General features: G+C 71.6%; 15 protein-coding genes and 3 pseudogenes. 5 read left to right on the top strand and 13 right to left on the bottom strand.

The features are described from left to right. Positions 1-199: 199 nt before the first annotated feature. Positions 200-2,557, top strand: coding sequence for a hypothetical protein (locus ACF1BN_RS08665; RefSeq protein WP_392330849.1), 2,358 nt, complete (start codon positions 200-202; stop codon positions 2,555-2,557). Positions 2,558-3,385: 828 nt separating this feature from the next. Here ACF1BN_RS08665 and ACF1BN_RS08660 read toward each other — a convergent pair. The 7 genes from ACF1BN_RS08660 to ACF1BN_RS08630 all read right to left on the bottom strand — a co-directional run bounded on the left by ACF1BN_RS08660 (position 3,386) and on the right by ACF1BN_RS08630 (position 10,899). Next, positions 3,386-4,522 (bottom strand): LacI family DNA-binding transcriptional regulator, encoded by a 1,137-nt coding sequence (locus tag ACF1BN_RS08660; RefSeq protein WP_392330848.1) that lies wholly within the window; start codon positions 4,520-4,522, stop codon positions 3,386-3,388. Between the two features lie 18 nt (positions 4,523-4,540). Beyond that, positions 4,541-5,533, bottom strand: coding sequence for an ROK family protein (locus ACF1BN_RS08655; protein ID WP_392330847.1), 993 nt, complete (start codon positions 5,531-5,533; stop codon positions 4,541-4,543). A gap of 111 nt (positions 5,534-5,644) precedes the next feature. Beyond that, positions 5,645-6,658 (bottom strand): Gfo/Idh/MocA family protein, encoded by a 1,014-nt coding sequence (locus tag ACF1BN_RS08650; RefSeq protein WP_392330846.1) that lies wholly within the window; start codon positions 6,656-6,658, stop codon positions 5,645-5,647. After that, a complete protein-coding gene (locus ACF1BN_RS08645) occupies positions 6,655-7,662 on the bottom strand; it encodes a Gfo/Idh/MocA family protein (protein ID WP_392330845.1) in 1,008 nt (335 codons plus the stop codon). Before ACF1BN_RS08645 ends, ACF1BN_RS08650 begins: the two co-directional genes overlap by 4 nt. A gap of 89 nt (positions 7,663-7,751) precedes the next feature. Beyond that, positions 7,752-8,570, bottom strand: coding sequence for a carbohydrate ABC transporter permease (locus ACF1BN_RS08640; RefSeq protein ID WP_388876237.1), 819 nt, complete (start codon positions 8,568-8,570; stop codon positions 7,752-7,754). Then, a complete protein-coding gene (locus ACF1BN_RS08635; RefSeq protein ID WP_392330844.1) occupies positions 8,567-9,544 on the bottom strand; it encodes a carbohydrate ABC transporter permease in 978 nt (325 codons plus the stop codon). Before ACF1BN_RS08635 ends, ACF1BN_RS08640 begins: the two co-directional genes overlap by 4 nt. Continuing rightward, the gene (locus ACF1BN_RS08630; RefSeq protein ID WP_392330843.1) at positions 9,541-10,899 is read right to left on the bottom strand and encodes an ABC transporter substrate-binding protein; all 1,359 of its coding nucleotides are present in this window, start codon (positions 10,897-10,899) and stop codon (positions 9,541-9,543) included. Before ACF1BN_RS08630 ends, ACF1BN_RS08635 begins: the two co-directional genes overlap by 4 nt. Positions 10,900-11,102: 203 nt before the next feature. On the opposite strand from ACF1BN_RS08630, the gene ACF1BN_RS08625 reads away from it, so the two are divergent. Next, complete coding sequence (locus tag ACF1BN_RS08625) at positions 11,103-12,233, top strand: ROK family protein (RefSeq protein WP_388876246.1); 1,131 nt, start codon at positions 11,103-11,105, stop codon at positions 12,231-12,233. 106 nt (positions 12,234-12,339) lie between these two features. On the opposite strand, the gene ACF1BN_RS08620 is transcribed toward ACF1BN_RS08625, so the two are convergent. Further along, the gene (locus ACF1BN_RS08620; protein WP_392330842.1) at positions 12,340-14,706 is read right to left on the bottom strand and encodes a hypothetical protein; all 2,367 of its coding nucleotides are present in this window, start codon (positions 14,704-14,706) and stop codon (positions 12,340-12,342) included. 359 nt (positions 14,707-15,065) lie between these two features. On the opposite strand from ACF1BN_RS08620, the gene ACF1BN_RS08615 reads away from it, so the two are divergent. Together ACF1BN_RS08615 and ACF1BN_RS08610 are read left to right on the top strand one after the other, a co-directional pair. Next, positions 15,066-15,596 (top strand): hypothetical protein, encoded by a 531-nt coding sequence (locus tag ACF1BN_RS08615; RefSeq protein ID WP_392330841.1) that lies wholly within the window; start codon positions 15,066-15,068, stop codon positions 15,594-15,596. A 356-nt stretch (positions 15,597-15,952) separates the two neighbouring features. Beyond that, entirely contained in the window at positions 15,953-16,249 is a 297-nt protein-coding gene (locus ACF1BN_RS08610; RefSeq protein WP_392330840.1) for a hypothetical protein, read from the top strand. Between the two features lie 455 nt (positions 16,250-16,704). Here the strand turns inward: ACF1BN_RS08610 and ACF1BN_RS08605 are convergent. Further along, positions 16,705-16,888 (bottom strand): annotated as a pseudogene (locus ACF1BN_RS08605) (IS5/IS1182 family transposase); the annotation flags it as partial. 336 nt (positions 16,889-17,224) lie between these two features. On the opposite strand from ACF1BN_RS08605, the pseudogene ACF1BN_RS08600 reads away from it, so the two are divergent. Further along, positions 17,225-17,359: pseudogene (locus tag ACF1BN_RS08600) on the top strand (aldehyde dehydrogenase family protein); the annotation flags it as partial. Positions 17,360-17,467: 108 nt separating this feature from the next. Here ACF1BN_RS08600 and aztD read toward each other — a convergent pair. The 4 genes and pseudogenes from aztD to aztB all read right to left on the bottom strand — a co-directional run bounded on the left by aztD (position 17,468) and on the right by aztB (position 22,001). Next, a pseudogene (aztD, locus tag ACF1BN_RS08595) lies at positions 17,468-18,669 on the bottom strand (zinc metallochaperone AztD). 176 nt (positions 18,670-18,845) lie between these two features. After that, positions 18,846-19,805, bottom strand: a complete 960-nt coding sequence (gene aztC, locus ACF1BN_RS08590) for a zinc ABC transporter substrate-binding protein AztC (protein ID WP_392330839.1) — start codon at positions 19,803-19,805, stop codon at positions 18,846-18,848. Beyond that, positions 19,802-21,052: a hypothetical protein gene (locus ACF1BN_RS08585; RefSeq protein ID WP_392330838.1), complete on the bottom strand. Its 1,251-nt coding sequence runs from the start codon at positions 21,050-21,052 to the stop codon at positions 19,802-19,804. The genes aztC and ACF1BN_RS08585 overlap by 4 nt, the downstream gene beginning before the upstream one ends. A gap of 10 nt (positions 21,053-21,062) precedes the next feature. Then, entirely contained in the window at positions 21,063-22,001 is a 939-nt protein-coding gene (gene aztB, locus ACF1BN_RS08580; protein ID WP_392330837.1) for a zinc ABC transporter permease AztB, read from the bottom strand. Between the last annotated feature and the right edge of the window lie 4 nt (positions 22,002-22,005).

Here is a 22,005-nt window from a genome sequence, read left to right as displayed (position 1 = left end):
TTTGCTCACAGATCGACGTCCCGGCGATCACCGGGCCGACGCGACGGACGTTAGCAATCAGCCAACTTCACTTGCAAGAGTTCATAGAAAGTTTGCTGCCAGATCAGCCAGAACAATGTTGCAGGAGTATTGAAAGCCCCCGATGGCTGCTGTTAGCGTCCGGCCACCCCACCGGACTGTTTTTCGGACAGGAGCCCCCATGCAGCCGTCACGGCCCTTGTGTCTCTCCCTCCTGGCATCACTCGCCGTCCTCGCCCCGCTCACCCCTCTGGCCGCCACCACCTCCGCGAACGCCGCCGGGACCGCCGCCCTCACGGTGACGAACGGCGGGTTCGAGCAGGGCACGACAGGGTGGACCCTCACCTCGGGCACCGGAGTCTCCAGCAACGCCCCGCACGGCGGCACCAAGCTCGCCTACCTCGACGCCGGCCCGGGCAAGAAGATCTCCCAGACCCTCACCGCCACCGGCACCGGCCTCTACGACTTCTCCGCCTGGATCGCCACCGGCGGCACCGGCGGCACATTCGTCGCCCGCGTCAACGGGACCGCGGTCCGCACCGTGGAGCTGCCCAGTCGCACCGCCTACGCGAAGTACACCCTGCCCCACGTGGCGCTGAAGAACGGCGACACCCTGGAGCTCGCCTTCGAGTCCGGCACCGGGTGGATCAACGTGGACGACGTCGCGGCCACCGCGTCGGTGCCACCGCCGGTCGACGTGGTCAACCCGGGCTTCGAGCAGGACAAGGCCGGCTGGAACTTCTCCGCGGGCACCGGCGTCGCCACCAACGCCCCGCACGGCGGCACCAAGCTCGCCTACCTCGACGCCGGCCCGGGCAAGAAGATCTCCCAGACCCTCACCGCCACCGGCACCGGCCTCTACGACTTCTCCGCCTGGATCGCCACCGGCGGCACCGGCGGCACATTCGTCGCCCGCGTCAACGGGACCGTCGCCGGCACCGTGAACCTGCCGAGCCGCTCCACCTACGCCCGATACACCATCAGCCGCGTCTCCCTGAAGAGCGGCGACACCCTGGAGCTCGCCTTCGAGTCCGGCACCGGGTGGATCAACGCCGACGACCTCATGGTCTCGCCCGGCGCGCCGGCGGATCCGGTGGTGACTTCGTCGGACCCGAAGATCGTGGAGATGTTCAGCTGGGCCAAGCGCAAGGCCAACAGCTGGGTGCAGCTGCCCGGCGTCGTCGCGCCGGTCAACGTCGACGAGGGCCGCCCCTCCGGCACCGGCGTCGGGGTCTACGCCCCCTCCTACTGGGCCGGCTACGCCCACCGCAGCGCCTCCTACACCCGCGACCTGGCCCACCAGGTGGCCGGCGCCTCGGTGATCGGCCTGCACGCCGAGAACAAGTCGATGCTCCGGGCCTACGCCGAGTCGGCCACGGCCGAGCACAAGTACTTCCCGGTCTGGGCCCTCAACTTCGACAACCAGACCTATCTAAAGATCGACTACTACAGCCCGACCTTCTTCGTCCGGGAGGTCCCGGCCACCTTCGAGCTGGTGGAGAAGGCGAACCACGCCTACCGCTGGAGCGGCGACAGCAGCTACATCGACGACCCCGGGCTCTGGAACTACTACAAGCACGCCACCAAGGAGTTCGTCGAGCTCCACGACGCGAAGAAGGCCAACGGCGTCGCCGAGGGCACCGGCGACGGCATCTTCGCCGGCGCCGTCAGCTACAACGAGGCCGGCGACCACCACATGATCGAGGCCGGCGACGCCATCGGCAGCCAGTACCAGGCGTTCCGGGCCATGGCCGCGCTCGCCACGAGCAAGGGCGACACCGCCCTCGCCACCCAGTACAAGCAGAAGGCGGACGACCTCAAGGCCCACTTCAACACCACCTGGAGCGGCGGCGGCAGCGGCTCCTCCATGATCCGCGGATACACCCGCGAGGGCGGCGCGCTCACCGGCTGGGGTCTGGAGAACAGCTGGTTCATGCCCATGAAGCAGATCATCGAGCCCGGCAGCCGCGCCGAGGCGTACCTCGACTTCATCGACGAGCGGGCGAGCGGCAGCGGCAAGCCGTCGAACATCGAGGCCATCTCCTACCTTCCGGACGCCTTCTTCGCCTACGACCGCAACGACACCGCGTGGAAGTGGATGAAGTACGTCTACGACCAGCGCGACGTCCAGCACCCGGTCTCCAAGCAGGGCCCCAACGGCGACTACCCCGAGGTCTCCTACACCCTGCTCAGCCAGACCGTCGAGGGCCTGATGGGCGTCCAGCCCGACGCTCCGGCCAAGTCCCTCGCCACCGGCTCCCGCCTCCCCTCGGGCATGGGCTGGCTCCAGGTCAAGGACGTCAAGGTCGGCGGCAACACCTTCACGCTCCGCCACGACGGCGCGACCGCGTCGAAGCTCACCAACGCGACCGGCTCCGCCACCTACAGCTGGGAGGCCCGTTTCCCCGGCAACCACTCGACGATCAAGGTCGACGGTGTCGCCAGGGCCGTCAAGACGAAGACCGTCAACGGCAAGACGTACACCTACACGACCGTCTCCGTCGCCCCGGGCCAGACGGCCACGGTCACGGTCTCCTGACCACGACCGCGTGAAGCCGCTCCGGTGCGGGGTCCCCCACCCCCGCACCGGAGCCTGCACGGCCGAGCGGGACAGATCGCGCCTTCCGAGACGGGATCGAGTGTCAGCACGCCGCTTCCTGGCCGTACTGGCCACCCGGCGGCGGCTCCGCCTGCTCCTGATCGCCGCCTTCCTGGGCCGGCTGCCCCTCGGCCTGAGCACCGTCCTGTTCCTGTTCGCCCGGAGCGACAGCGACGCCCTGGCACTGGCCGGCCTCGCCCGCGCGGCGGCGGTGGCGGGGCTGGCGACGGACGACCCCGTCTGGGGACGGTTGCTCGACCGCCTGCCGATCCGACGGGTCCTGGCCTGCTTCGTCGTGGCCATGGCCCTGCTGGCCGCCCCGTTCGGGATGAGCGAGGTCGCCCTCATGAAGCTCGCGACGGACCTGGGCACGGGGCCGCGCTCTTCGCGCTCGCCGGACTCTCCGTGGCACCGCCGGCGGCGCCGGCCTTCGAGATCCTGGGCCGCCTCAGCCCGCCGGAAGCGTAGATACGGACCCGGAGCCGGGGCTCGGTCGCGCACGCCGCCGGACACGCCTGCGGCCCGGCCCTGGCCGGCACCCTCGCCGGCCGTACGGGCGCGGACGGCCTCCTGCTCCTCGCCGGAGCGACGGCTGCGCTCGCGGCGCTCGTCGCCGGCCCCGCCCTCACCGAACTCGGCCGCCTCGACGGGCCGGCCCCGCGGGAACGGCCGGACCGGACGCCCGCGGCGACGACACGGGACGAGTGATCGCGGGGACGACACAGGACGACTGAGCGCGACGGCTCCACTGTCCGTCGCCGCCGCCCGTCACCGACGGGGAGCGGGGCCCGTCGTCGCGCGGACGACCAGTTCGGGGTCGAAGAGCAGCTCGCCCACCGGGACCTCGCGACGGGCGACCAGCGCCAGAACGGTCCGGGTGACCTCGAGGGCGAGGCGGTCCGAGGGCTGGCGGACGGTGGTGAGGGGCGGTTCGACGAACTCGGTGATGGCCGACCCGTCGTAGCCGATGACCGACACGTCCCCGGGGACGGAGCACCCCAGTCGGCGCAGACCGCGGATCGCCCCGAGCGCCATGAAGTCGCTGGCGGCCACGATCGCGGTCGCGCGGCGGGCGAACAGTGTCTGCGCGGCGGCCTGGCCGCCTTCGACGCCGAAGGACTGACGGACCACCAGGCGGCCGGCGTCGCCGAGCCCCCTCCTCGCCATCGCGTCGAGGAAGCCCCGCACCCTCCGGTCGGCGGGGGTGTTGCCCTCGGGCCCGGAGACCATGCCGATCGACCGGTGCCCGAGCCGGTACAGATGCTCGACCGCGAGCTCGGCCGCGAGCAGATCGTCGGTGGAGTACACGGGGACGGCTACTCCGTCGGCGAAGACGCCGTTCACCCCGACGTAGGGGATCTCCCTGAGGCGCAGCCGCTCGTACATCCGGGCAGGGGCACCGGCCAGCGTGTTCGACACCGACAGGAACACGACGGCCACGACCCCCTTGTCGGCCATGGCCTCGACGTAGTCCCGCTCCTGCACGCCGCCGGCGAACGCGGGACACACCAGGGTCCTCAGGCCGTGCGGCGCCAGCGCCGCCTCGATGCGCTCGGCGAGCTCCGCGAAGAACGGGTTGGTCACGTGCTCCGTCACGACCGCCACGAGCCGGCCGTGCACCTGACGCGCGTACCCGAGCTCCGCCGCGGCCTTCTCGACCACGGCGCGCGTCCTCCTCGCCACCCCCTGGCGCCGGTTGACGACCCGGCTCACCGTGGCCTCGCTCACCCCGGCCCGAGCCGCGATCTCGGAGAGGCCGACCCTCCTCGGCTCTTCCCGGAACGCTCCGGGCCCGGGACGCCGACCCCGTGTCCGGACCGGCGCGGCGGAAGGCGCCGCCGCGCCGGTCGCGGGGTCGAGAGGGGCATCCGGCGTCCGGGGAGAACGAGGAGCGAAAGAAGCCATGGGGCGCTCCGGTGGGGGCTAGAGGGCGGGGGCGGGGAGGCGCGCGGCGGTCGTGTCGAGTCCGGCCGATCGCCACGCGGCGATCCCGGCGCCGGCGCGGCCGGCGTGGTCGCCGAGGGCCGCCCGTACGACGACGGGGCGGCGCTGGAAGGTGAGCCGGTCGGCCAGGGCGACGCGCAGCGGGTCGAGGAGGAGGGGGCCGGCTTCGGCGAGACCGCCTCCCAGCACGATCCTCTCCGGAGCGAGCAGGGTGGCGGCGGAGGCCAGGGCTTTGGCGAGGCCCTCCACGGCGCGCTCCCATACCGCCTGTGCGATCGGGTCACCCCTCCGGGCGAGGGCCGCGACCTCCACGGCGCCCGGGACGGCCCGCTCCGCGGCGACGTTGTACCCGGCGACGACGGCGCTCGCGGAGGCCACGGTCTCCAGGCAGCCGACGCCGCCGCACCGGCAGGGCAGGCCCTGCGGATCCACGACCAGGTGCCCGAGCTCGCCCGCGTATCCGTCGGAGGTCACGGCGACGCCGTCGCACACGAGCGCGGCGGCCACGCCGGTGCCGAGGGCGACGAAGAGGGCGTTGCGCGCGCCGCGGGCGGCGCCGTGGAGGAACTCGGCCGTGCCGCCCGCCCGTACGTCGTGCCCGAGCGTGACACGCAGCCCGGTGCGCTGTTCGAGTTCGGCGGCGAGGGGGAGGTCGCGCCAGCCGAGGTTCACCGCCCAGAGCACGCGTCCGCGGGCCTCGTCCACGATGCCGGGGACGACGACTCCCGCGTGGAGGGGGTGCAGTCCCCGGTCGTGGGCCCGGCGCCGTAGTTCCGTGAGGAGGTCGGTGACGGCGTCCACGACCGCGCTCGGTCCTTCGGCGCGTGGGGTGGACACCCTCAGCGTCTCGACCGGGGCGAGGGTGCGGTCGACCACCGCTCCCTTCAGGCCGGTGCCGCCGATGTCGAGGGCCAGCACGGAGTCCTGCGGGGTCGCCGTCTCGGTGGGCAGGGGACGGGGTTCGGGCCTCACGGGGGTTCGTCTTTCGGTCGGAGCATGCGGGGCGGGGCGGCGTGGGTGGGGGTGGGAGGCGGGGCGGGGGCGGCTCGCGCGACCGCGGGCCGGGCCCGCCCCGCCGGTCCGTCAGGCCACGGGGGCCGGCTGTCCCTCCTGGGCGGAGGCGTAGCCCGCCAGGACGATCTGGAGCGTGCGCAGTCCGGACTCGCCGTCGGGGACGTCGATGCCGCCGTCCTCGGCGCCGTGGAGGAAGGTGGTGAGGAGCCGCTCGTCGAGGTCGGTCCCCCAGGGGTGGACGGTGGAGGTGCGGTTCGCCTCGTCGTAGCCGCTGACGTTCTGGGAGAAGGCGGCGAACTCGACGGTGGCCTTGTCGCCGACGAGCTGGATCTCGACGTCGCCCCACTGCGGGTGGTGGGCGGGCTGGCTCCAGCTGCAGTCGATGGTGACGTGGGTGCCGTTGTCGTAGTCGATGGTGACCAGGCCGGCGGTCTCCGTGGCGTGATCCGGGTACAGGAGGGTGTTGGACTGGGCGTAGACCTCGGTGGCGCGGGCGCCGAGCAGGTCGTCGAGGAGGTCGGCGATGTGCACGGTGTGGTCCATGAGGGCGCCGCCGCCGGCGAGCGCGGGGTCGGCGAACCAGGGCCGCTCGGCGTCGGACAGGCGGCCGAAGTTCGCGCCGCGGACCGCGAGGATCGTGCCGAGGTGGCCGCCCTTGACGGCGGCGCGGGCCGCTTCGTAGGCGGGGCTGAAGCGGACCGGGTGGGCGATGGCGAGGCGTGTCCCGGCGGCCCGGCATGCCTTGATCATGGCCTCGGCGTCCTCGGCGGTGGTCGCGAGGGGCTTCTCGCAGAGGACGTCGACGCCGTGGCTCGCGGCGAGTTCCACGAGGTACCGGTGGCGGGTGTTCTCGGCGGCGACGATGACGGCGTCGGGTCCCCAGGCGAACACCTCCTCGTAGCTGTCGGCGTAGGGCACGCCGAGGTCGCGGGCGAGCTCCCGGCCCCGTGGCCACCCGGGGCGGGGCTCCTCGGCGAGGCTGTCGGGGTCGGTGGTGAGGAGCTCGATGCCGTCCATGTCGCGGAGCAGCGCCGCGTACGAGAGGGCGTGGGTGTGGGCGAACGACAGCAGGCCGACCTTCATCGGGTTGCCTCCTCGGCGGTCAGGTCGATGGCGCGGCCGGTCCGCGCGGATTCACGGGCGGCCTCGGCGATGCGCACGGCCATGACGCCGTCGTGGGCGGTGACCCGAGGGGGCCGTCCGGTGGTGACGGTCCGGGCGAAGTCCCGCAGTTCGGCGGCGTACGGATTGGCGAAGAGCGCGACCGGCGGGATGCGGTCGTCCTCGCCGCCGGCCGGCTGGGCGAGGACGCGGAAGGCGGTGGTGCGGTGCGAGTCGTGATGCAGGAGGCCGTCGGAGCCGGCGACCCGGAAGGTGGTGCGGAAGGCGGTGCCGGGCTGGCCCCACAGGCCGTGGAAGTAGCTGATGGCGCCCGTGGCGTGAGTGAGGACGGCGGTGCCGGCGGCGATGCGGCGGCCGTCGCCGTCCTGGCTCTCGCGGACCTGGGCGTAGACGCGCACCGGGTCTCCGACGAGGGAGCGGGCGAAGTCGAAGTCGTGGATCATCTGGTCGGTGAGGATGCCGCCGGACTGCGTGTCGTCCCGGAACCAGGGCGACCAGTCGGGGTAGGCCGTGGTCCGGGTGAAGTGCAGGATGGCGGGCGTTCCCACGGCTCCGGCGGTGACGGCGCGGTGCAGTGCCTCGTACTCGGGGAAGTACCGCACCACGTGGGCGGGGAAGAGGCGCACACCGGCGCGGGCGGCGGCGTCGGCGGCCTCCTGGGCGTCCTCGGGGTGCATGGCCAGCGGCTTCTCGCAGACGACGTGGCGCCCGGCCGCGACGGCGGCGAGGATCAGTTCCTTGTGGCTGCCGGTGGGGGTGCAGATGTCGACGAGGGCGCAGGCGTCGAGGAGGTGCTCCAGGGAGGGGGCGGCCTCGACTCCGTGGGCGGAGTGCGTGGTGGCGAGGAGGGCGTGGCGGCCGTCGTCGGAGTAGACGCTGACCCGGGCCCCGAGCGTGATCCACGCTTCGAGGTGCGTCTGCGCCATGACGCCGGCGCCGATGAGGCCCACGTGAAGATCCAGCATGGTTCCCTGTCTTCCGTGTGGTGGGAGGGCGGTGTGGCCCGGTCGCCGTGCCGGCGACGGGGCGGTGGTGCGGAGGGCTGGACGGCCGGTCAGCCCTTGACGGCGCCGGAGACCATGCCGGCGATGAAGTTGCGCTGGAAGAAGAGGTAGACCAGCACGACGGGGGCGATCACGATCAGCGTGGCCGCGGCCAGCATGGGCACGTCGGTGGAGTGCGCGCCGACGAAGAAGGCCAGTCCGGAGGGGGCGGTGCGCTCCTCGGGGCTCTGGATCAGGATGAGCGTGAGGAGGAACTGGTTCCACGCCCAGAGGAAGTAGAGCAGTCCGAGTGTGGTGAGGCCGGGCTTGATGCACGGTACGAGGACCCGCCACAGCAGCATCCAGTCCCCGGCTCCGTCCAGGGAGGCCGCTTCGCGCAGTTCCTTCGGCAGGGAGGCGAACTGCTGGCGCATCCAGAAGGCGCCGAAGGGCATGTAGAGGCCGACGAGGGCGAGGATCAGCGCGTACGGGGTGTCCGTGAGCCCGAGGGACTGCATGTTGTAGTACAGCGGGACGACGGCGGCCTCGTAGGGAAGCGTGAGGCCGACGAGCAGCACGCCGAACAGCAGTCCCTTGCCGCGGAAGTCCATCGTGGCGAAGGCGTAGCCCGCGAGCGTCGCGCACACCAGGGCCAGCGGCACCACGCCGAGGACGACGAACGCGCTGTTGGCGAGGAGGGCGCCGAAGCCGGCCGCCGACCATGCCTCGCGGAAGGAGGCGAAGGTCGGGTCCTCGGGCCAGGCGAGGCCGCTGACGGCGGTGCCGGGCGGGTTGAGCGCCGTGAGGACCAGGGCGGCGAACGGGATGAGCACGCCCGCGCAGAACAGGGCGACGAGGGCCCGGCCGGTCAGCAGGTCGGTGCGGCTCATGCGCGCTCCCGGGTGAGACGGCCGATGGCGAGGACCACCAGCGAGATGAGCAGGCTGAGGACCACGGCGAGGGCGCAGGCGGTGCCCACCTGGCCGCTGGTGAAGGCGAGCCGGTAGATCAGCACGCCGGGCACGGTGGTCGAGTCGCCGGGTCCGCCGCCGGTCGTCACGAAGACGATGTCGAAGCTGGCGAGGGCGGCGATGACGGTGACGGTGACCGCGACGCCGATCTCCGCGCGCAGTCCGGGCAGGGTGACCGAGAGGAACTCCCTGACGGGGCCGGCGCCGTCGATCCGGGCGGCCTCGTAGAGGCTGGTGTCGATCTTCTGGATGCCGGACTGGAAGAGGACCAGGCACAGGCCGAGCATCACCCAGCTGCCGACCAGGCCGACCGCCACGTAGGCCCAGGTGAAGTCGCCGAGCCAGGCGCGGGTCCAGGAGCCGAGGCCGATGGCGCTCAGTCCCTCGTTGACCAGGCCGTCCGGCGCGTACAGGGCGCGCCAGATCACGCCGACGGCGACGAGCGGGATGATCTGGGGCAGGAAGAGCACGGTGCGTGAGATGGCGAAGTTGCCGCCGCGCCGGCCGCGGCCGATCACCGCGGCGAGCACCAGTCCGGCGCAGATCGGCAGGACGGAGTAGAAGCCGATCAGGCCCAGGGCGTGCACCAGCGATCCGACGAGCTGCGGATCGGTGAGGACGGTGCGGTAGTTCTCCAGTCCGGCCCAGATGCCGGGGCTGATGCCGTCCCAGTCGTAGAAGGACAGCTGGATGGCCTGTGCCCACGGGACGATGACGAAGGCGGTGTACATCACGAACGCGGGTGCGAGGAAAAGGTAGGCGCTGGCCCGCCGCCTCCGCCGGGCGGCGGCGCCGCGGCGCCCGGCGGAGCGGGGGCCCGCCCCGGCCCGTCCGCCGGGGAGGGCGGAGGGGCCGGGAGCGGAGTCGTGCGCCGTCTTGAGGACGGAGGTCACTTCTGCCCCTTGTCCCACTCGGCCTGCACGGCCTTGAGGTAGGCGCCGGGGCTGGTCTTGCCGGCGATGAGCTGCTGGCCCTGCGAGGTGAGGACGTCGTTCATGGTCGGCGTGGCGTTGTTGAAGTAGGGCGTGAGGCCGTTGCTCTCGCCGACCTTCTTCCAGGCGGTGACGAAGTCCGCCCGGACGCTGCCCTTCTGCGCCTTGATCGACGGGTCCTGGGAGACCGGCATGAAGCCGTTGTCGAGCTGGATCTGGCCGGCTTCGGGGCTGCCGAGGAAGTCGAGGAAGGCCGCGGCGAGGTCCGGGTTCTTGGCCTTCGCGGAGATCGCGTAGGCCAGGGAGGTGCCGACGCCCGCCGCCGGGGCGCCGGGGACGGTGCCGGGCAGGGTGAAGAAGCCGGTGCCCTGGGGCATCGCCTTGTCCACGGCGCCGGCGTCCCAGTTTCCGTCGAACATGAACAAGCCCTGGCCCTTGGTGAAGGCGGCGACGGCCCCGGCGTTGTCGACGCCGTTGGCGCCCTCGGGGAGGTAGCCCTTCTTCGCCCAGTCGGCCAGCTTCTCCGCGGCCTGCGTGCCGGCTTCGTTCTCTAGGGTCGCGGTGGGGAGGCCGAAGGCCCAGGCGGTGCTGTAGAGAGGCTTCTGGAACTGGTTGACCAGCGCCTGGAAGACGAAGGACGAGTGGCCGTCCAGGTTGGACACCTGGATCGGCAGCTGTCCGGCGGCCTTCGCCTTGGCGAGCTGCCCCTCGAACTCGCCGAGCGTCTTCGGCGGGCCGGAGATGCCGAGCTTCGACGCGATCTGCTTGTTGTAGTAGACGCCGACCAGGGAGAAGCCCGCCGGCGCCGCCCACAGCTTGCCGTTGCCCAGCTGGCTGCCCTTGCCGTCGCTGCGCCACTGGTCCAGCTGGCTCTTGGGCACGGTCTTGTCCCAGCCGTACGCGTCGACGTAGGGATCGAGGGCGCGGATCTGGCCCGACTTGGCGGTGTTGCCGAGCAGGTTCAGCAGGGCGAGGTCGGGGGCGTTCTCGGAGTTGAGCGCGAGTCCGAGGCTGGTGTTGTAGCTGTCGTACGCGGTGAAGCGGTAGTCGATCGTCACGTTCGGGTGCTTCTTGGTGAACGCGTCGGTGAGCGCCTTGCTGGTGGGCGACTCGTCCGAGGTCAGGATCGACAGCGTCACCTTCTCCGTCGGGATCGCGGTCGACACCGCGCCGGTGCTCGGAGCGGCCTTGGAGGGGGCGGCGCCGGGGGTGCCGCAGGCGCTGAGCGCACCCGCCGCGACCGCCGCGGTACAGACGACGGCCAGGGGGCGGACGAATGCTCTGCGGCGAGGTGCGGTGTCGGGAGTGGAAGTCATGACCGGCTCCAGTGGTGCGATGACGGAACAACTTATGGAGGGTTCTTCCATAAGGGGTATGTCTGGATCGTAGGGAAAGCCGAACTGGCAGGTCAATGGCTTTCGTCGAATACTTACGTAACAACTCGGCATTAGTGGGGGATGCGGGCTAGCATGGCTGCGCGGGCATGCACGAGGCACATCCGCGGCTAAGGAGGCACACGGTGAAGCGGTCGGCCATCAACGGAGGCGATCCCGCCCTGCTCCGCCGGCTCAACAACGACGCCGTCCTGCGCGCCCTGCGCGGCCGCGATCCGATGACGCTCTCGGACATCGCGACCGCCGCTTCGCTGTCGCGGCAGACGGTCGACCTCGTCCTGGAGGAGTTCCAGGACCAGGGCTGGGTCGAGGAGGTGGCCCCGGGCCGCACCAAGGGCCGCCCGGCCCGCCGCTACCGCTTCCGCGCCGAGGCGGGACACGTGCTGGGCATCGACGTCGGCAGCTCCTCCGTCCTGTTCATGCTCGCGGACCTCAACGGCGAGCCCGTCGGGCGCCGGCTGGTCACGGAGGGCATGGACGGGACGGGCGCGGAGCGGCTGGAGGCCATCCGGCGCGCGGCCGTGCGCTTCGTCGGCGACCACCCGGACGCCCGCCCCCGCGCCCTCTGCCTGGGAGTGCCCGGCATCGTCGACGCGCGAGGGGCCGTCCGCCACTGCGACCTGCTGCCGGAGTGGAACGGGCTCGATCTCGCCGAGCGGGCGTCGGACTGGTTCGGCTGCCCCGCCGTCGCCGACAACGACGCCAACCTCGCCGCCGTCGCCGAGCACTGGCGGGGCGCCGCCCAGGACTGCGAGGACTTCATCCACCTCCTGATCGGCCAGCGCACCGGCGCCGCCGTCATGCTCGACGGACGGCTGCGCCGGGGCCGCGCCGGAGCGGCCGGCGAGATCGCCGGGCTCGCGGTCCTCGGCTGGGACGGCACCGACCGGGACGCCCTTCGCGGCGGCGCGGACGTGGCCCAGGTGTTCGCCGACGCGGCGGACGGGGACGAGGCCGCCCTCCTGCGCGTGGACCGGTTCGCCCGCACCTACGCGCTGGGGACCGCCGCCATGGTGCTGACCGTCAACCCCGACCTGGTCGTGGTCGGTGGCGGCCTCTCCCGGGCGGGCGAGATCCTGGTGGACCCGGTGCGCCGACACCTGGAGGGGCTGTGCATCGATCCTCCGCATGTGCGTGTCTCCCGACTGGGTGTGGAGGCGGTCGCGATGGGCGCGCTCCGTGTGGCGCTCGACCGCTGCGACCGCGAACTGTTCGAGTTCCCCGACTCCCCCGACTCCGTACGCCCGGACGCCTGACCTCCGCATCCGGCATCGGCCCTCGTGAACGCCGATGCCGTGGGCGGGCGCGACGCGCCCGCCCACGGCGGAAGGTCTGCCTGCCCCCCCCTGGGAGCCGGCCCGGTCAGGACACGGTGACGGTGGCCGTCTGGCCCGGGGCGACCGTGACCGCGGCGTAGGTGTACGTCTTGCCGTTCACGGTCTTCGTCTTGGCCGTCTGGGCCACGCCGTTGACCTTGATCGTGGACTTGTTGCCGGGGAAGCGGGCTTCCCAGGAGTACGAGTCCGAGCCGGCGGTGTTGGTGAGCTTCGACGACGTCGCGCCGTCGTGGCGCAGGGTGAAGGTGTTGCCGCCGACCTTCACGTCCTTCACCTGGAGCCAGTCCATGCCCGAGGGCAGCCGGGAGTGGGTGGCCAGGGACTTGGCGGGGGCGTCGGGGCGCACGCCCATCAGGCCCTCGACCGTCTGGCTGACCAGGGTGTAGGAGACCTCGGGGTAGTCGCCGTTCGGACCCTGCTTGGAGACGACGTGCTGGACGTCGCGCTGGTCGTAGACGTACTGCATCCACTTCCACGCCGTGTCGTTCCAGTCGTACGTGAAGAAGGTGTCCGGCAGGTAGGTGTACGCCTCGATGTTGCGCGACCGGCCGGAGCCCTGGGACTCCGTGTCCACGTAGGTCAGGTAGGCGTCGGTCCGGGCGCCCGTCGCCGTGATCTCCTTCTGGAGCATGATCCAGCTCATCTCCTTGCCCCACCCGGTGACCGGCGCGCCCTCCTTGGTGTAGGCGCGGACCATGTCGGCACCGTTGCCGCTGCCGGCCCAGGTGTCGTTGAAGTACGCCTTGAGGTCGTCGGCCTTCTGCTTGTAGGTGTTCGACAGGGTGGTGTCGCCCTTGCTCTTCGCGAGGTCGGACATCGCCCGGAACGCCTGGTACTGGGCGGCGACGCCGTCACCGGCCTCGATGACGTGCAGGTCGCCGTCCTCCTTGTAGCTCGCGGCGCCGTCGAAGATGTGGGTGCCCTTCCCCTCGGCGACACCGTTGGGCTTCGCGCCGTCATGGAGCTCGATGAACTCCTTGGTGGCGTGCTTGTAGTAGTCCCAGAGCACGGGGTCGTTGATGTAGGCGTTGTCCCCGCTCCACCGGTACGCGGCGTTCGCCTTCTCCACCACCTCGAAGGCCGCCGGCACCTCCCGGACGAAGAAGTCGGGGTTCTTGTAGTCGGTGGCCAGGTAGTTCTGGTTGTCGAAGTTGAACGCCCACACCGGGTAGTACTTGTGCTCCGCGGTGGCGGACGCCGCGTGCATGCGCAGCATCTCCCTGTTCTCGGTGTTCAGGCCGAGGACCGCGGCTCCGCCGACCTGGTGCGCCAGGTCGCGGGTGTAGTAGCCGGAGCGGTTGGCGTAGCCCGCCCAGTACGACGGGGCGTAGGGGGCGGTGCCGGTTCCGGCGAGGTTCCCCTCGTCCACGTTGATCGGGCCGATGGCTCCGGGCAGCTGGACGAAACTGTTGGCCTTGCGCTTGGCCCAGTCGAACATCGCGACGATCTTCGGGTCGGAGGACGTGACGACGGGGTCCACCGGGGCCGAGGGGGAGACGGAGAGGTCGTCCACGTTGAACCAGCTGGAGCCGCCCTCGAAGACGACCTCCACCTTGTCGCCGGTCTTCACCGCCACGCGGCTGACCGTGTGGCGGGAGTAGGTGGAGCGGCTGGGCAGGTCCGCGAAGCCCGCGAGGGTGCCGTTGACGCGCACGAGGAACTTGCCGCCGGAGCCGCCGGTGGCGGCCCAGGTCGAGAAGTCGAACATCCCGTTGCCCTTGGCGGTGATGGTCTGGGTGATCTTCTTCGCCGCGGTCTGGTCGAGGTAGGCGAGCTTGGTGCCACCGTGCGGGAGGTTGGTGGCGATACCGGCGCCGGAGGTGAAGGTCCACCCCGCGGTGCCCTGCTCGAAGCCGGGGTTGGTGATCTCCACCGCCGGGATGAGGGAGGGGGTCGCCTCGACGTCGTCGATGTTGACGTAGCTGACGCCGGTGCCGCCCACGAGGGAGATCTCCACCGAGTCTCCGTTCTTCACCGCCACCCGGGGGATCGTGTACCGGGTGTAGGCGGCGCGCTTGGCCAGGACGGCGGAGCCCACGGTGGAGCCGTTGACCTTGGCGACGAACGTGGCGCCGGCGCCGCCCGTCTTGACCCAAACGGAGAGGTCGACCACACCGTCACCGGTGGCGGTGATGGTCTGGCCGGCCTTCTTGGCCGTGCCCTCGTCGAGATAGGCCAGCTCAGAGCCGCTGTGCGGAACATTGGTGGCGACGCCGGCGCCGGAGGTGAAGGTCCAGCCGGTGGTGCCCTGCTCGAAGCCGCCGTTGACCACGGTCAGAGGCGCGGCCGAGGGGGCGGCCGTGGCCTCGTCCAGGGACGCGAACGGGACCAGCGGGGCGAGGACGGCGAGGGAGGTGAGCAGCGTGAGACGCAGAGCACGAGGGGGGTTCATGGGACTCCTGTCCGAATCCATGGAGTGCGGTGGCCGGACGCTAACAGCCCACTGAGAAGCCGTTCAAGATTTCTGCAATGTCCCACCGGCATCAATATTGCAAGCTTTCATAGATCCAATGCAAGTGAACGCATTCGGTCGCCCGTCTCACCGAATCCACGAGCGCGCATCACCCAGAGCACACGGGACGTGACCGACGTCAAGACGACTTCCCGCCTTCATCGAGCGGGACGGAGGCTGACGCGGGCCGCGACCGGGAGGTGGTCGCTGGGTGTGCCGGAAGGGTCCAGGCCCCGGTGGCCCGTACGCCGGCGACGAGGATCTGGTCGATCCGGACGACGGGGAAGCCGGCGGGCCACGTGAAGCCGAAGCCCGCGCCGGCCGAGGACTGGGCCGAGGTCATGCGCCTGGTGAGGGGACGGAAGGCGCGGTCGTCGGTGGACGGCACGCGGGACGCGTTCGGCCCGGAGGACACCCTCCACGACGGTGATGACGTCGTCGCGGGCGCCCGCGGTGAAGCCGGAGGGACCGACACGGACGGACGGCAGATGGACGACGTGGACCGCGAGCGGCCCGTGGGCGGTGTCGACCGTGGCGCGCATGGCGCGGGTCCACGGCATGATCGGGACGGCGCGGGCGTCGCGCGGCGGGAGGGTGTTCCAGAGGCCGACCGTCCCCTGCTGGAAGTGGTACGGATACGCGTCGGCCAGGGCGGCCTCGTGGGCGGGCGCGGTCTCCGGGCTGAGCTCCTGGAGCGCGACGACGTCCGCGCCGGACGCGAGGAGCGTCCGGGCGGTGGCCTGGGGGTGGGGGTTGTTCTGGCTGACGTTGTGGCTGACCAGGTGAGGTCCCCGCCGGCGGACGACTTGTCGCCGAGGGTGCCGCCGTAGACGGTCAGCCAGGCGGCCACCGGCAGGACCAGCGCCACCGTCGCCGTCCGCGACCGGCGCAGCAGCGCCAGGGCCTTTCGCTCCGGCGTTTACCCCGGAGGCACGGGTGCTCGGCATGGCCAAACAGCAACGGCGAGCTGCCCGGCCTGAGCACACCGTGCACCGGGACGTGGCAGATCGAGCGTTCGGCATGCTCGCGAGCGGTACGGGCTTCGCACTGCGGATGCCGTACGGACCGTCCTCGTGGACCGGCGCGGCCGGAGACGCCCAGGCGCACGGCTCTCACCCGCAACCTCCGGTTGCCGCAACACCTCACCTCCCACGCGGACCTCCAGCGCCTGAAAGGAGGCGGAGCCATGGCCTACTACGAGGTCCACGTCCCCATGCGAAGCCCCGCCGGAAACAGCGGCATACACGTCTTCACCGGCCTGGCCACCGATCCCGACACCGCCCTCCGCCTCGCCCAGCAGACGTATCGGGCCGCGCATGAAGCACAGCAGGCCGGCCGCACGATCCCAGGCAAGCGCCCGGACGGCTGGGGAGCCCGCGGCTACCGCCCCGGCTGGCAGCTCGACTGGCGCGCCGCGACCGCCATGCTCTGGAAGGACCTGCACGGATGGCCCCGCAGCGACGGCGCCCTCCGCATCGCCTGACGAGGCACGCCCAGCCGTGAACCGCACCGGATGAACTGTGGTCGTGATCGAGCCGTTGCCGCCGGCACCGGAGCAGGTGGCGGGGCGGCCGCCGGATGCCTGACGGCGGGCCCTGCGCGGAATTCGCTCGTCCTGTACACCGGCACCCAGTGCGGAGCACCTGCCCCAGGAGCTCGGTCCCGGCCCGAGCAGGAACTGCCGGCGACGGCCCGGAGCCATGGAATGAGGTCGGCGTGCGGGACTGGCTCCGTGCCGTTGTGCCGACGAAGCCGCGGTCGGCGAGGCTAACCGGATTGATCCAGAACCGCGACCACCTCCAGCCGTCCGGGTGGACGATCTCGATACAGTCCTTGCGCCTGATGTCGTTGGAGGCGATCTTTCCGTTTCCGAGGCAGAGCGCGACGTGACCGGCTCGCTGGCCGGTGTCCCAGTACATCAGTGAGCCTTTTCCATCCTCATTCTGAGCTGGTCAGATGCAGTGAGGACGGCCTGGACGAGGCTGGTGATCCGGGTGGTCGGGCACCGGAGTTTGCGGAGGAGCCGCCAGGACTTGAGGGTGGCGACGGCCTTCTCGGCCAGGGCCCGGATCGTCGCGTGGGACCGGTTCACCGCCTGCTGGCCTGCGGAGACAGTCTCCCAGAGGCGAGCGGTGACACGTCCCGACACCACCTCGGCCGCCGCGAGCACATCAGCGACACCATCCGGGCCGTCGCCGGCCTACTGTCCCACCAGCAGACCGCGGACCTAAACCCACGACGACAGGTGTGAGCATCAGGCCCGCCGGAGTCCTCGACGTCTCACCGCTTACCGTGCACGAGCTCGTCAGTCGTCATCATCCTCGGCCAGGTGTTCCACGATGCGCTCCAGGGTCGCCTCGGGGAGGGCAGGAGCCCGTTGCAACCAGTGGTCAAGCCACTCCGCATCCGTCATCATGCCTGTTCAGCCGCCTTCCACGTATACGGAGTTCGATCAAACTCCGCCCACGCCGCCTTCGGCGGATACAAGCAGTCGGGCATCGGCCGTGAGAACCACCGGATGATGCTGGACCACTACCAGCAGACGAAGAACATCCTGCAGAGCTACTCACCGAAGAAGCTCGGCTTCTTCTAGGGGCACTAAATGGAGGCGCCTGACCTGGACTTCCGTCCGTCAGGCGCCTCTCGCCCCCTGAACGGCGGGTGGGCAGGCGTCGCGCCGGACCGGGCCGCGGGGACGGGATCAGTGGCCGGCGACGACGCCGGACAGTTCGTTGGTGCCGTTCGGCAGGGTCACGGAGTTGATCTTCTCGCCCGACTCCACGTCGAAGGCGTGCACTTGGCGCTTGCCCGGGTCGCTGACGTAGGCCGTGTGGTCGCGGACGAACAGGGTGGGCCTGGCCTGCTGCCAGTCCAAGGGCTCCGTCCAGTCACCGACGGCCTCGATCTTCTTCTCGACCTTCCCGGTCTCCGGGTCGATGACGTGCAGGACGCCGTTGGTGCCGAGCACGAGGGCTTCGCCGTGCGGGCCGCGCGCGAGGGAGCGGAAGGAGTAGCTGGTGCCGAGGTCGACCAGCTTCATCTTCGCGGTGCGGGTGTCGATCAGCGAGATGCGGGTGGGCCGCTCCAACTCCGCCTCGGGTCGGTCTTGTAGTCGCCGAGGAGGATCGGGGAGGCGTCGCTGCCCGCCTGGTTGCCGGTGCGGGCGTAGTCACCGGGGGCGTCGACCTTGGTGAACTTCCCGTCCTTGTAGAGCAGGACGCCGTCCTCGCAGCCGAGTCCGACCACCTCGCCCTGGGCCGCGGCCTCGCCGTGCACGCCGGGGCAGCTCTCGGAGCGCGCGATCTCCTTGCCGTCCTTGTCGAGGGCCAGGGCGCCGGTGCGCTTCTCCTCGGTGCCGATGGTGCTGACGAGCGTGCCGTCGGCCAGCTCGATGGCGACGCCGTGGTGGGGCTCGGCGGAGGTGTGGCCGCGGGTCTCGGGCTTCTTGCCGTCGGCCAGGTCCGCGGGGTCGAGGACGTGGACCTCGCCGGTGCCGTCGGTGAAGAGGACCGTCCTGCCGCCGTGCCGCACCACGTGCCCGGGCTTCGCGCCCCTGAACTCGGCTTCGGTGAAGGCTCCCCGGACCGCGTCGAAGGCCCGGAAGCCGCTGTCGGTGGAGACGAAGACGTGCTTGTCGTCGCCGGCCGGGTTGACCCGGTTGAAGCCGGGCAGCTCGAGCGTCTTCGAGGGCTGCAGGGTCTCTCCGTCGAGGACGTACAGCCCGCCGTCGAAGGTCGCGACCAGCGGGTTCTTGACGGCGGCGCTCTCGCTGCCCTTCGGCGGCTTCGGTACGGCGCCGGCCGAGGCGGTGTTCTCGCCGCCGCCGCAGGCGGTCAGCGTGAGGGAGGCCGCCAGGGCGAGGGCGGTTCCCGTGAGCGCCTTGGCGCGTATGGACGTGGTCATGGTGTGCTTCCTCTCGGGCTCCCACTCAGGGGGTCCGGTTTCTGTGGTGGAACGGCCGGCGGTCGGTCCGTCGGCCACGGGGAATCGCGACCCGTTGGCGGGAGGCCTGTCGGTCGCGGGGCGGACAAGTCGCGGGACGGGACGAGGCGCGGGACGGGATCAGCGGCCAGGCCCGGTCAGTCGCGGGCGAGACTCTCGGCCATGGCGGTGGTGTTGGCGCGCATCATCTCCAGGTAGGTGCCGGCGCCCTTGCCCTTCTCGGTGAGCGACTCGGAGTAGAGGGGGACGACGTCCACGTCGCCGCCCGTCTCGTGGCGGAGGACGTCGGCCAGCCGGGTGGGCCGGGAGGAGTCGGCGAAGACGGTGCGCACCCCGGCGTCCTCCATGGCCCGGGTCAGGGAGCGCAGGTCGGAGGAGCTGGGCGAGGCGAGGGTGGTGCCGCTGGGGATGACGGCGCCGACCACCCGGAAGCCGAAGCGTTCGGCGAGGTAGCCGAAGACGTGGTGGTTGGTCACCAGGGCGCGCCGGTCCTCCGGTACGCGGGCGAAGGACGTCTCCATCCAGGCGGTCAGGTCGGCGAGTCGGCCCTCGTAGCGCTCCGCGTTGTCCCGGACGGCCTTCTCGCTCACGCCCTCGACGTGCTCGACGACGCGGTCGGCGATCAGGCCGACGGCCTTGCGCACCCTGTCGGGGTCGGTCCAGAAGTGCGGGTCGGCCTTTCCCGCCTCATCGGCGGCGCCGCCGTCGTCCCCCGCGTGGAAGGTGAGGGGATCCACCGCCTCACCCGCCGCGAAGGTGGGCACGCCCGACTCCCGGGCGGTCTCGACGTGCCGGAGCACGTTCTCCTCGAGACCCAGGCCGTTGTGGACGACGAGGTCGGCGCTCTCCAGCTCGGCGGCCTGCACGGCCGAGAGGCCGAAGGAGTGCGGATCCGCGCCGGGCTTCATCAGAACGCTGACGTCCGCCTCGTCGCCGACGATCTCGCGGGTGATGTCACCGAGGATGTTCGTGGTCACCACGACCCGCGGCCGGTCCTCGACACCGCCCGCGCAGCCGGTCGCCGCCGCGAGGACGGTGAAGCCGGTCAGGCCCAGCAGCAGGGCGCGGATCCGAGCCGTTGTCGCGCGCACGCTCATCGTCCCGTCTCCACCATCAGGTCGGGCCGGATGCCCAGGTCGAACGTCCGGGCCACCCGGAGGTCGTCGCTGTAGTCGATCTCGTGCACGCGTCTGCCCTCGGGGTCGTTGACGTAGGCTCGACTGCGGTCGACCTCGATGACCGGGGTCCCGCCCGTCCCGGCCTCCGGCAGGTCCGTCAGCAGGGGGGCGGTGACCGCGGTCTCCTCGCCGGCGGCGATGTCGTAGCCGTGGAGGGCTCCGTCGGTCTCCAGGACGAGCAACGGGGCTCCCTCACCGGCGGTGTTGGCCGCGACCACGGGACCGGTCTCCACCTTCGTCCAGGCGCGCTCGGTCACGTCCAGGACCCAGACGGCGGTCTTCCCCGCGGGCGCGGTGAGCACGGAACTGCCCGCGCGGTGCCGGAAATCCGTGGCCCGCCGGGCCTTCGGCACGTCCTCGCCGTAGGGAATCCTGCCGGCGGCGAAGGTGCCGTCGTCCTCGTGGACGAGCAGGGCTCCGTCGGCGCAGCCGAGGACGACACCGCGTCGGGTGACGGCGTCACCCGACGGGTCCTCGCATTTCTGCGGCAGGGAGGCGACGCGCCTGCCGGAGCGGTCGAGCACGACGACATCGGCGGGGCCGTCGCCGTCCGGGGTGAGGGCGATCAGGTGTTCCGCGTACGGCACCACCGGCGCCGCGAAGGTGCCGGGGAGTTCGGCGGGGGTACCGATCACCCCCTTCTCCAGGTCGGCGCGGGGATGGACCCGCGCGGTTCCGCCGACGCCGGTCACCACGGTCACGCCCGCGTCGCCGCGTACGTCCGGGTCCGCGCCCGCCTCGGTGCCGGGGCCCGCGGGAAGTCCACCGATGTCCCGGATCCTCGCGCGGTAGTGGTGCGCATGGTCTCCGTGGTCGACCGTCCACGCGCCGCTGTCGAGGACATGGGTGCCGTCCGCCGCGTGGAGGTAGCCGAAGCGTCCGTCCGTGGTCAGTCCGGTGACCCCAGGCCTGCGGGCGGTGTCGTGGACCTCGCCGGTGACGAGGTCCAGCACGCGGGTGTCCCCGTGTTCGGTGTCGCCGAGCACCAGCCGGGGCTGCTGTTCGGCGGCCTCGGTGGCTCCCTCGACGTGACCGTGGGGAAGGGCCGAGGGGGAGGCGTCGGCGGACGTGGGCTCGGGGCCGTCCTGGCCGGCGCAGCCCGTGGCCAGCAGGGTGACGGCCAGCAGAGCCGGTATGAGGGAGGTGGGGTGTGTGCGGGCAGGCAAGGAGATCGCCTCAGGTTTCGATCGGTCGGTTCGCGGGGGCGGAGACTGCGGGAGTGGGCGAGGGGATGGGGACCGCGGGCGCGGAGGGGGTGTGCGTCGCGGCGCTCCCGGGGGCACGCTCGCGGCGCGCGCGGCGGCGGTGGCGGACGCCGGAGGCCAGGTGGGACAGGAAGAACAGGCCGACGGCGAGGGCGGCGACGGTCGCTCCGGCCGCCGTGCCCAGATGCCAGGAGAGCAGCAGCCCACCGAAGGTGGCGACGGCGCCGAGGGCGGCCGCGAGGAGCATCGCGGCGCGCACGCTCCGCGCCCAGGGCAGGGCCGCCGCCGGCGGGGCGATGAGTAGGCCGAGGACCAGCAGCGTCCCCACGATGTGGAAGGAGGCGACGATGGCCACGGCCAGCAGCCCGAGCAGCGCGGCGTGGGCGAGGCGGGGCCGCAGTCCGAGCGTCCGGGCCTTGCAGGGGTCGAACGCCAGAGCGAGGAAGGCCCGGTGGCCGGCCACCGCGACGGCCAGCGCGAGCACCAGGGCCGCCCCCAGGGTCATCAGGTCGCTCGCGCGGACCGCGAGCACGTCGCCGAAGAGGAAGCCGGTGAGGTCCACCGCGAACGACTGCGACCGCGAGACGATGATCACGCCGAGGGACAGCATGCCGACGAAGAGCAGGCCGATACCGGTGTCCTGGGACAGTCTCGGTGTGCGTCCGAGCGCGGTGACGCCGGCCGTCATGACGGCCGCGCTCACCAGCGCGCCCACCATCAGGTTGCCGCCGAGCAGCGCCGCGACCGCGACACCGGGCAGCAGTCCGTGGGACATGGCGTCACCGAGGAACGCCATTCCCCGAAGCACCACCCATGTCCCCGCGAGGGCGCAGATCGCCGACACGAGGATCCCGGCCCACAGGGCACGCTGCACAAAGGTCACCTCGAACGGCGCCGTCAACCACTCCATACGC

The organism is Streptomyces sp. NPDC014861, from assembly GCF_043081625.1.
Taxonomy (GTDB): Bacteria; Actinomycetota; Actinomycetes; order Streptomycetales; family Streptomycetaceae; genus Streptomyces.
This window is presented reverse-complemented; position numbering and strand designations above follow the sequence as displayed.

What these genes read in the sequence shown, in the direction of transcription:
- ACF1BN_RS08665 (WP_392330849.1), top strand. Translation starts at nt 200, where the DNA reads ATGCAGCCGTCACGGCCCTTGTGTCTCTCCCTCCTGGCATCACTCGCC.
- ACF1BN_RS08660 (WP_392330848.1), bottom strand. Translation starts at nt 4,522, where the DNA reads ATGGCTTCTTTCGCTCCTCGTTCTCCCCGGACGCCGGATGCCCCTCTC.
- ACF1BN_RS08650 (WP_392330846.1), bottom strand. Translation starts at nt 6,658, where the DNA reads ATGAAGGTCGGCCTGCTGTCGTTCGCCCACACCCACGCCCTCTCGTAC.
- ACF1BN_RS08645 (WP_392330845.1), bottom strand. Translation starts at nt 7,662, where the DNA reads ATGCTGGATCTTCACGTGGGCCTCATCGGCGCCGGCGTCATGGCGCAG.
- ACF1BN_RS08640 (WP_388876237.1), bottom strand. Translation starts at nt 8,570, where the DNA reads ATGAGCCGCACCGACCTGCTGACCGGCCGGGCCCTCGTCGCCCTGTTC.
- ACF1BN_RS08630 (WP_392330843.1), bottom strand. Translation starts at nt 10,899, where the DNA reads ATGACTTCCACTCCCGACACCGCACCTCGCCGCAGAGCATTCGTCCGC.
- ACF1BN_RS08620 (WP_392330842.1), bottom strand. Translation starts at nt 14,706, where the DNA reads ATGAACCCCCCTCGTGCTCTGCGTCTCACGCTGCTCACCTCCCTCGCC.
- ACF1BN_RS08610 (WP_392330840.1), top strand. Translation starts at nt 15,953, where the DNA reads ATGGCCTACTACGAGGTCCACGTCCCCATGCGAAGCCCCGCCGGAAAC.
- aztC (WP_392330839.1), bottom strand. Translation starts at nt 19,805, where the DNA reads ATGAGCGTGCGCGCGACAACGGCTCGGATCCGCGCCCTGCTGCTGGGC.
- aztB (WP_392330837.1), bottom strand. Translation starts at nt 22,001, where the DNA reads ATGGAGTGGTTGACGGCGCCGTTCGAGGTGACCTTTGTGCAGCGTGCC.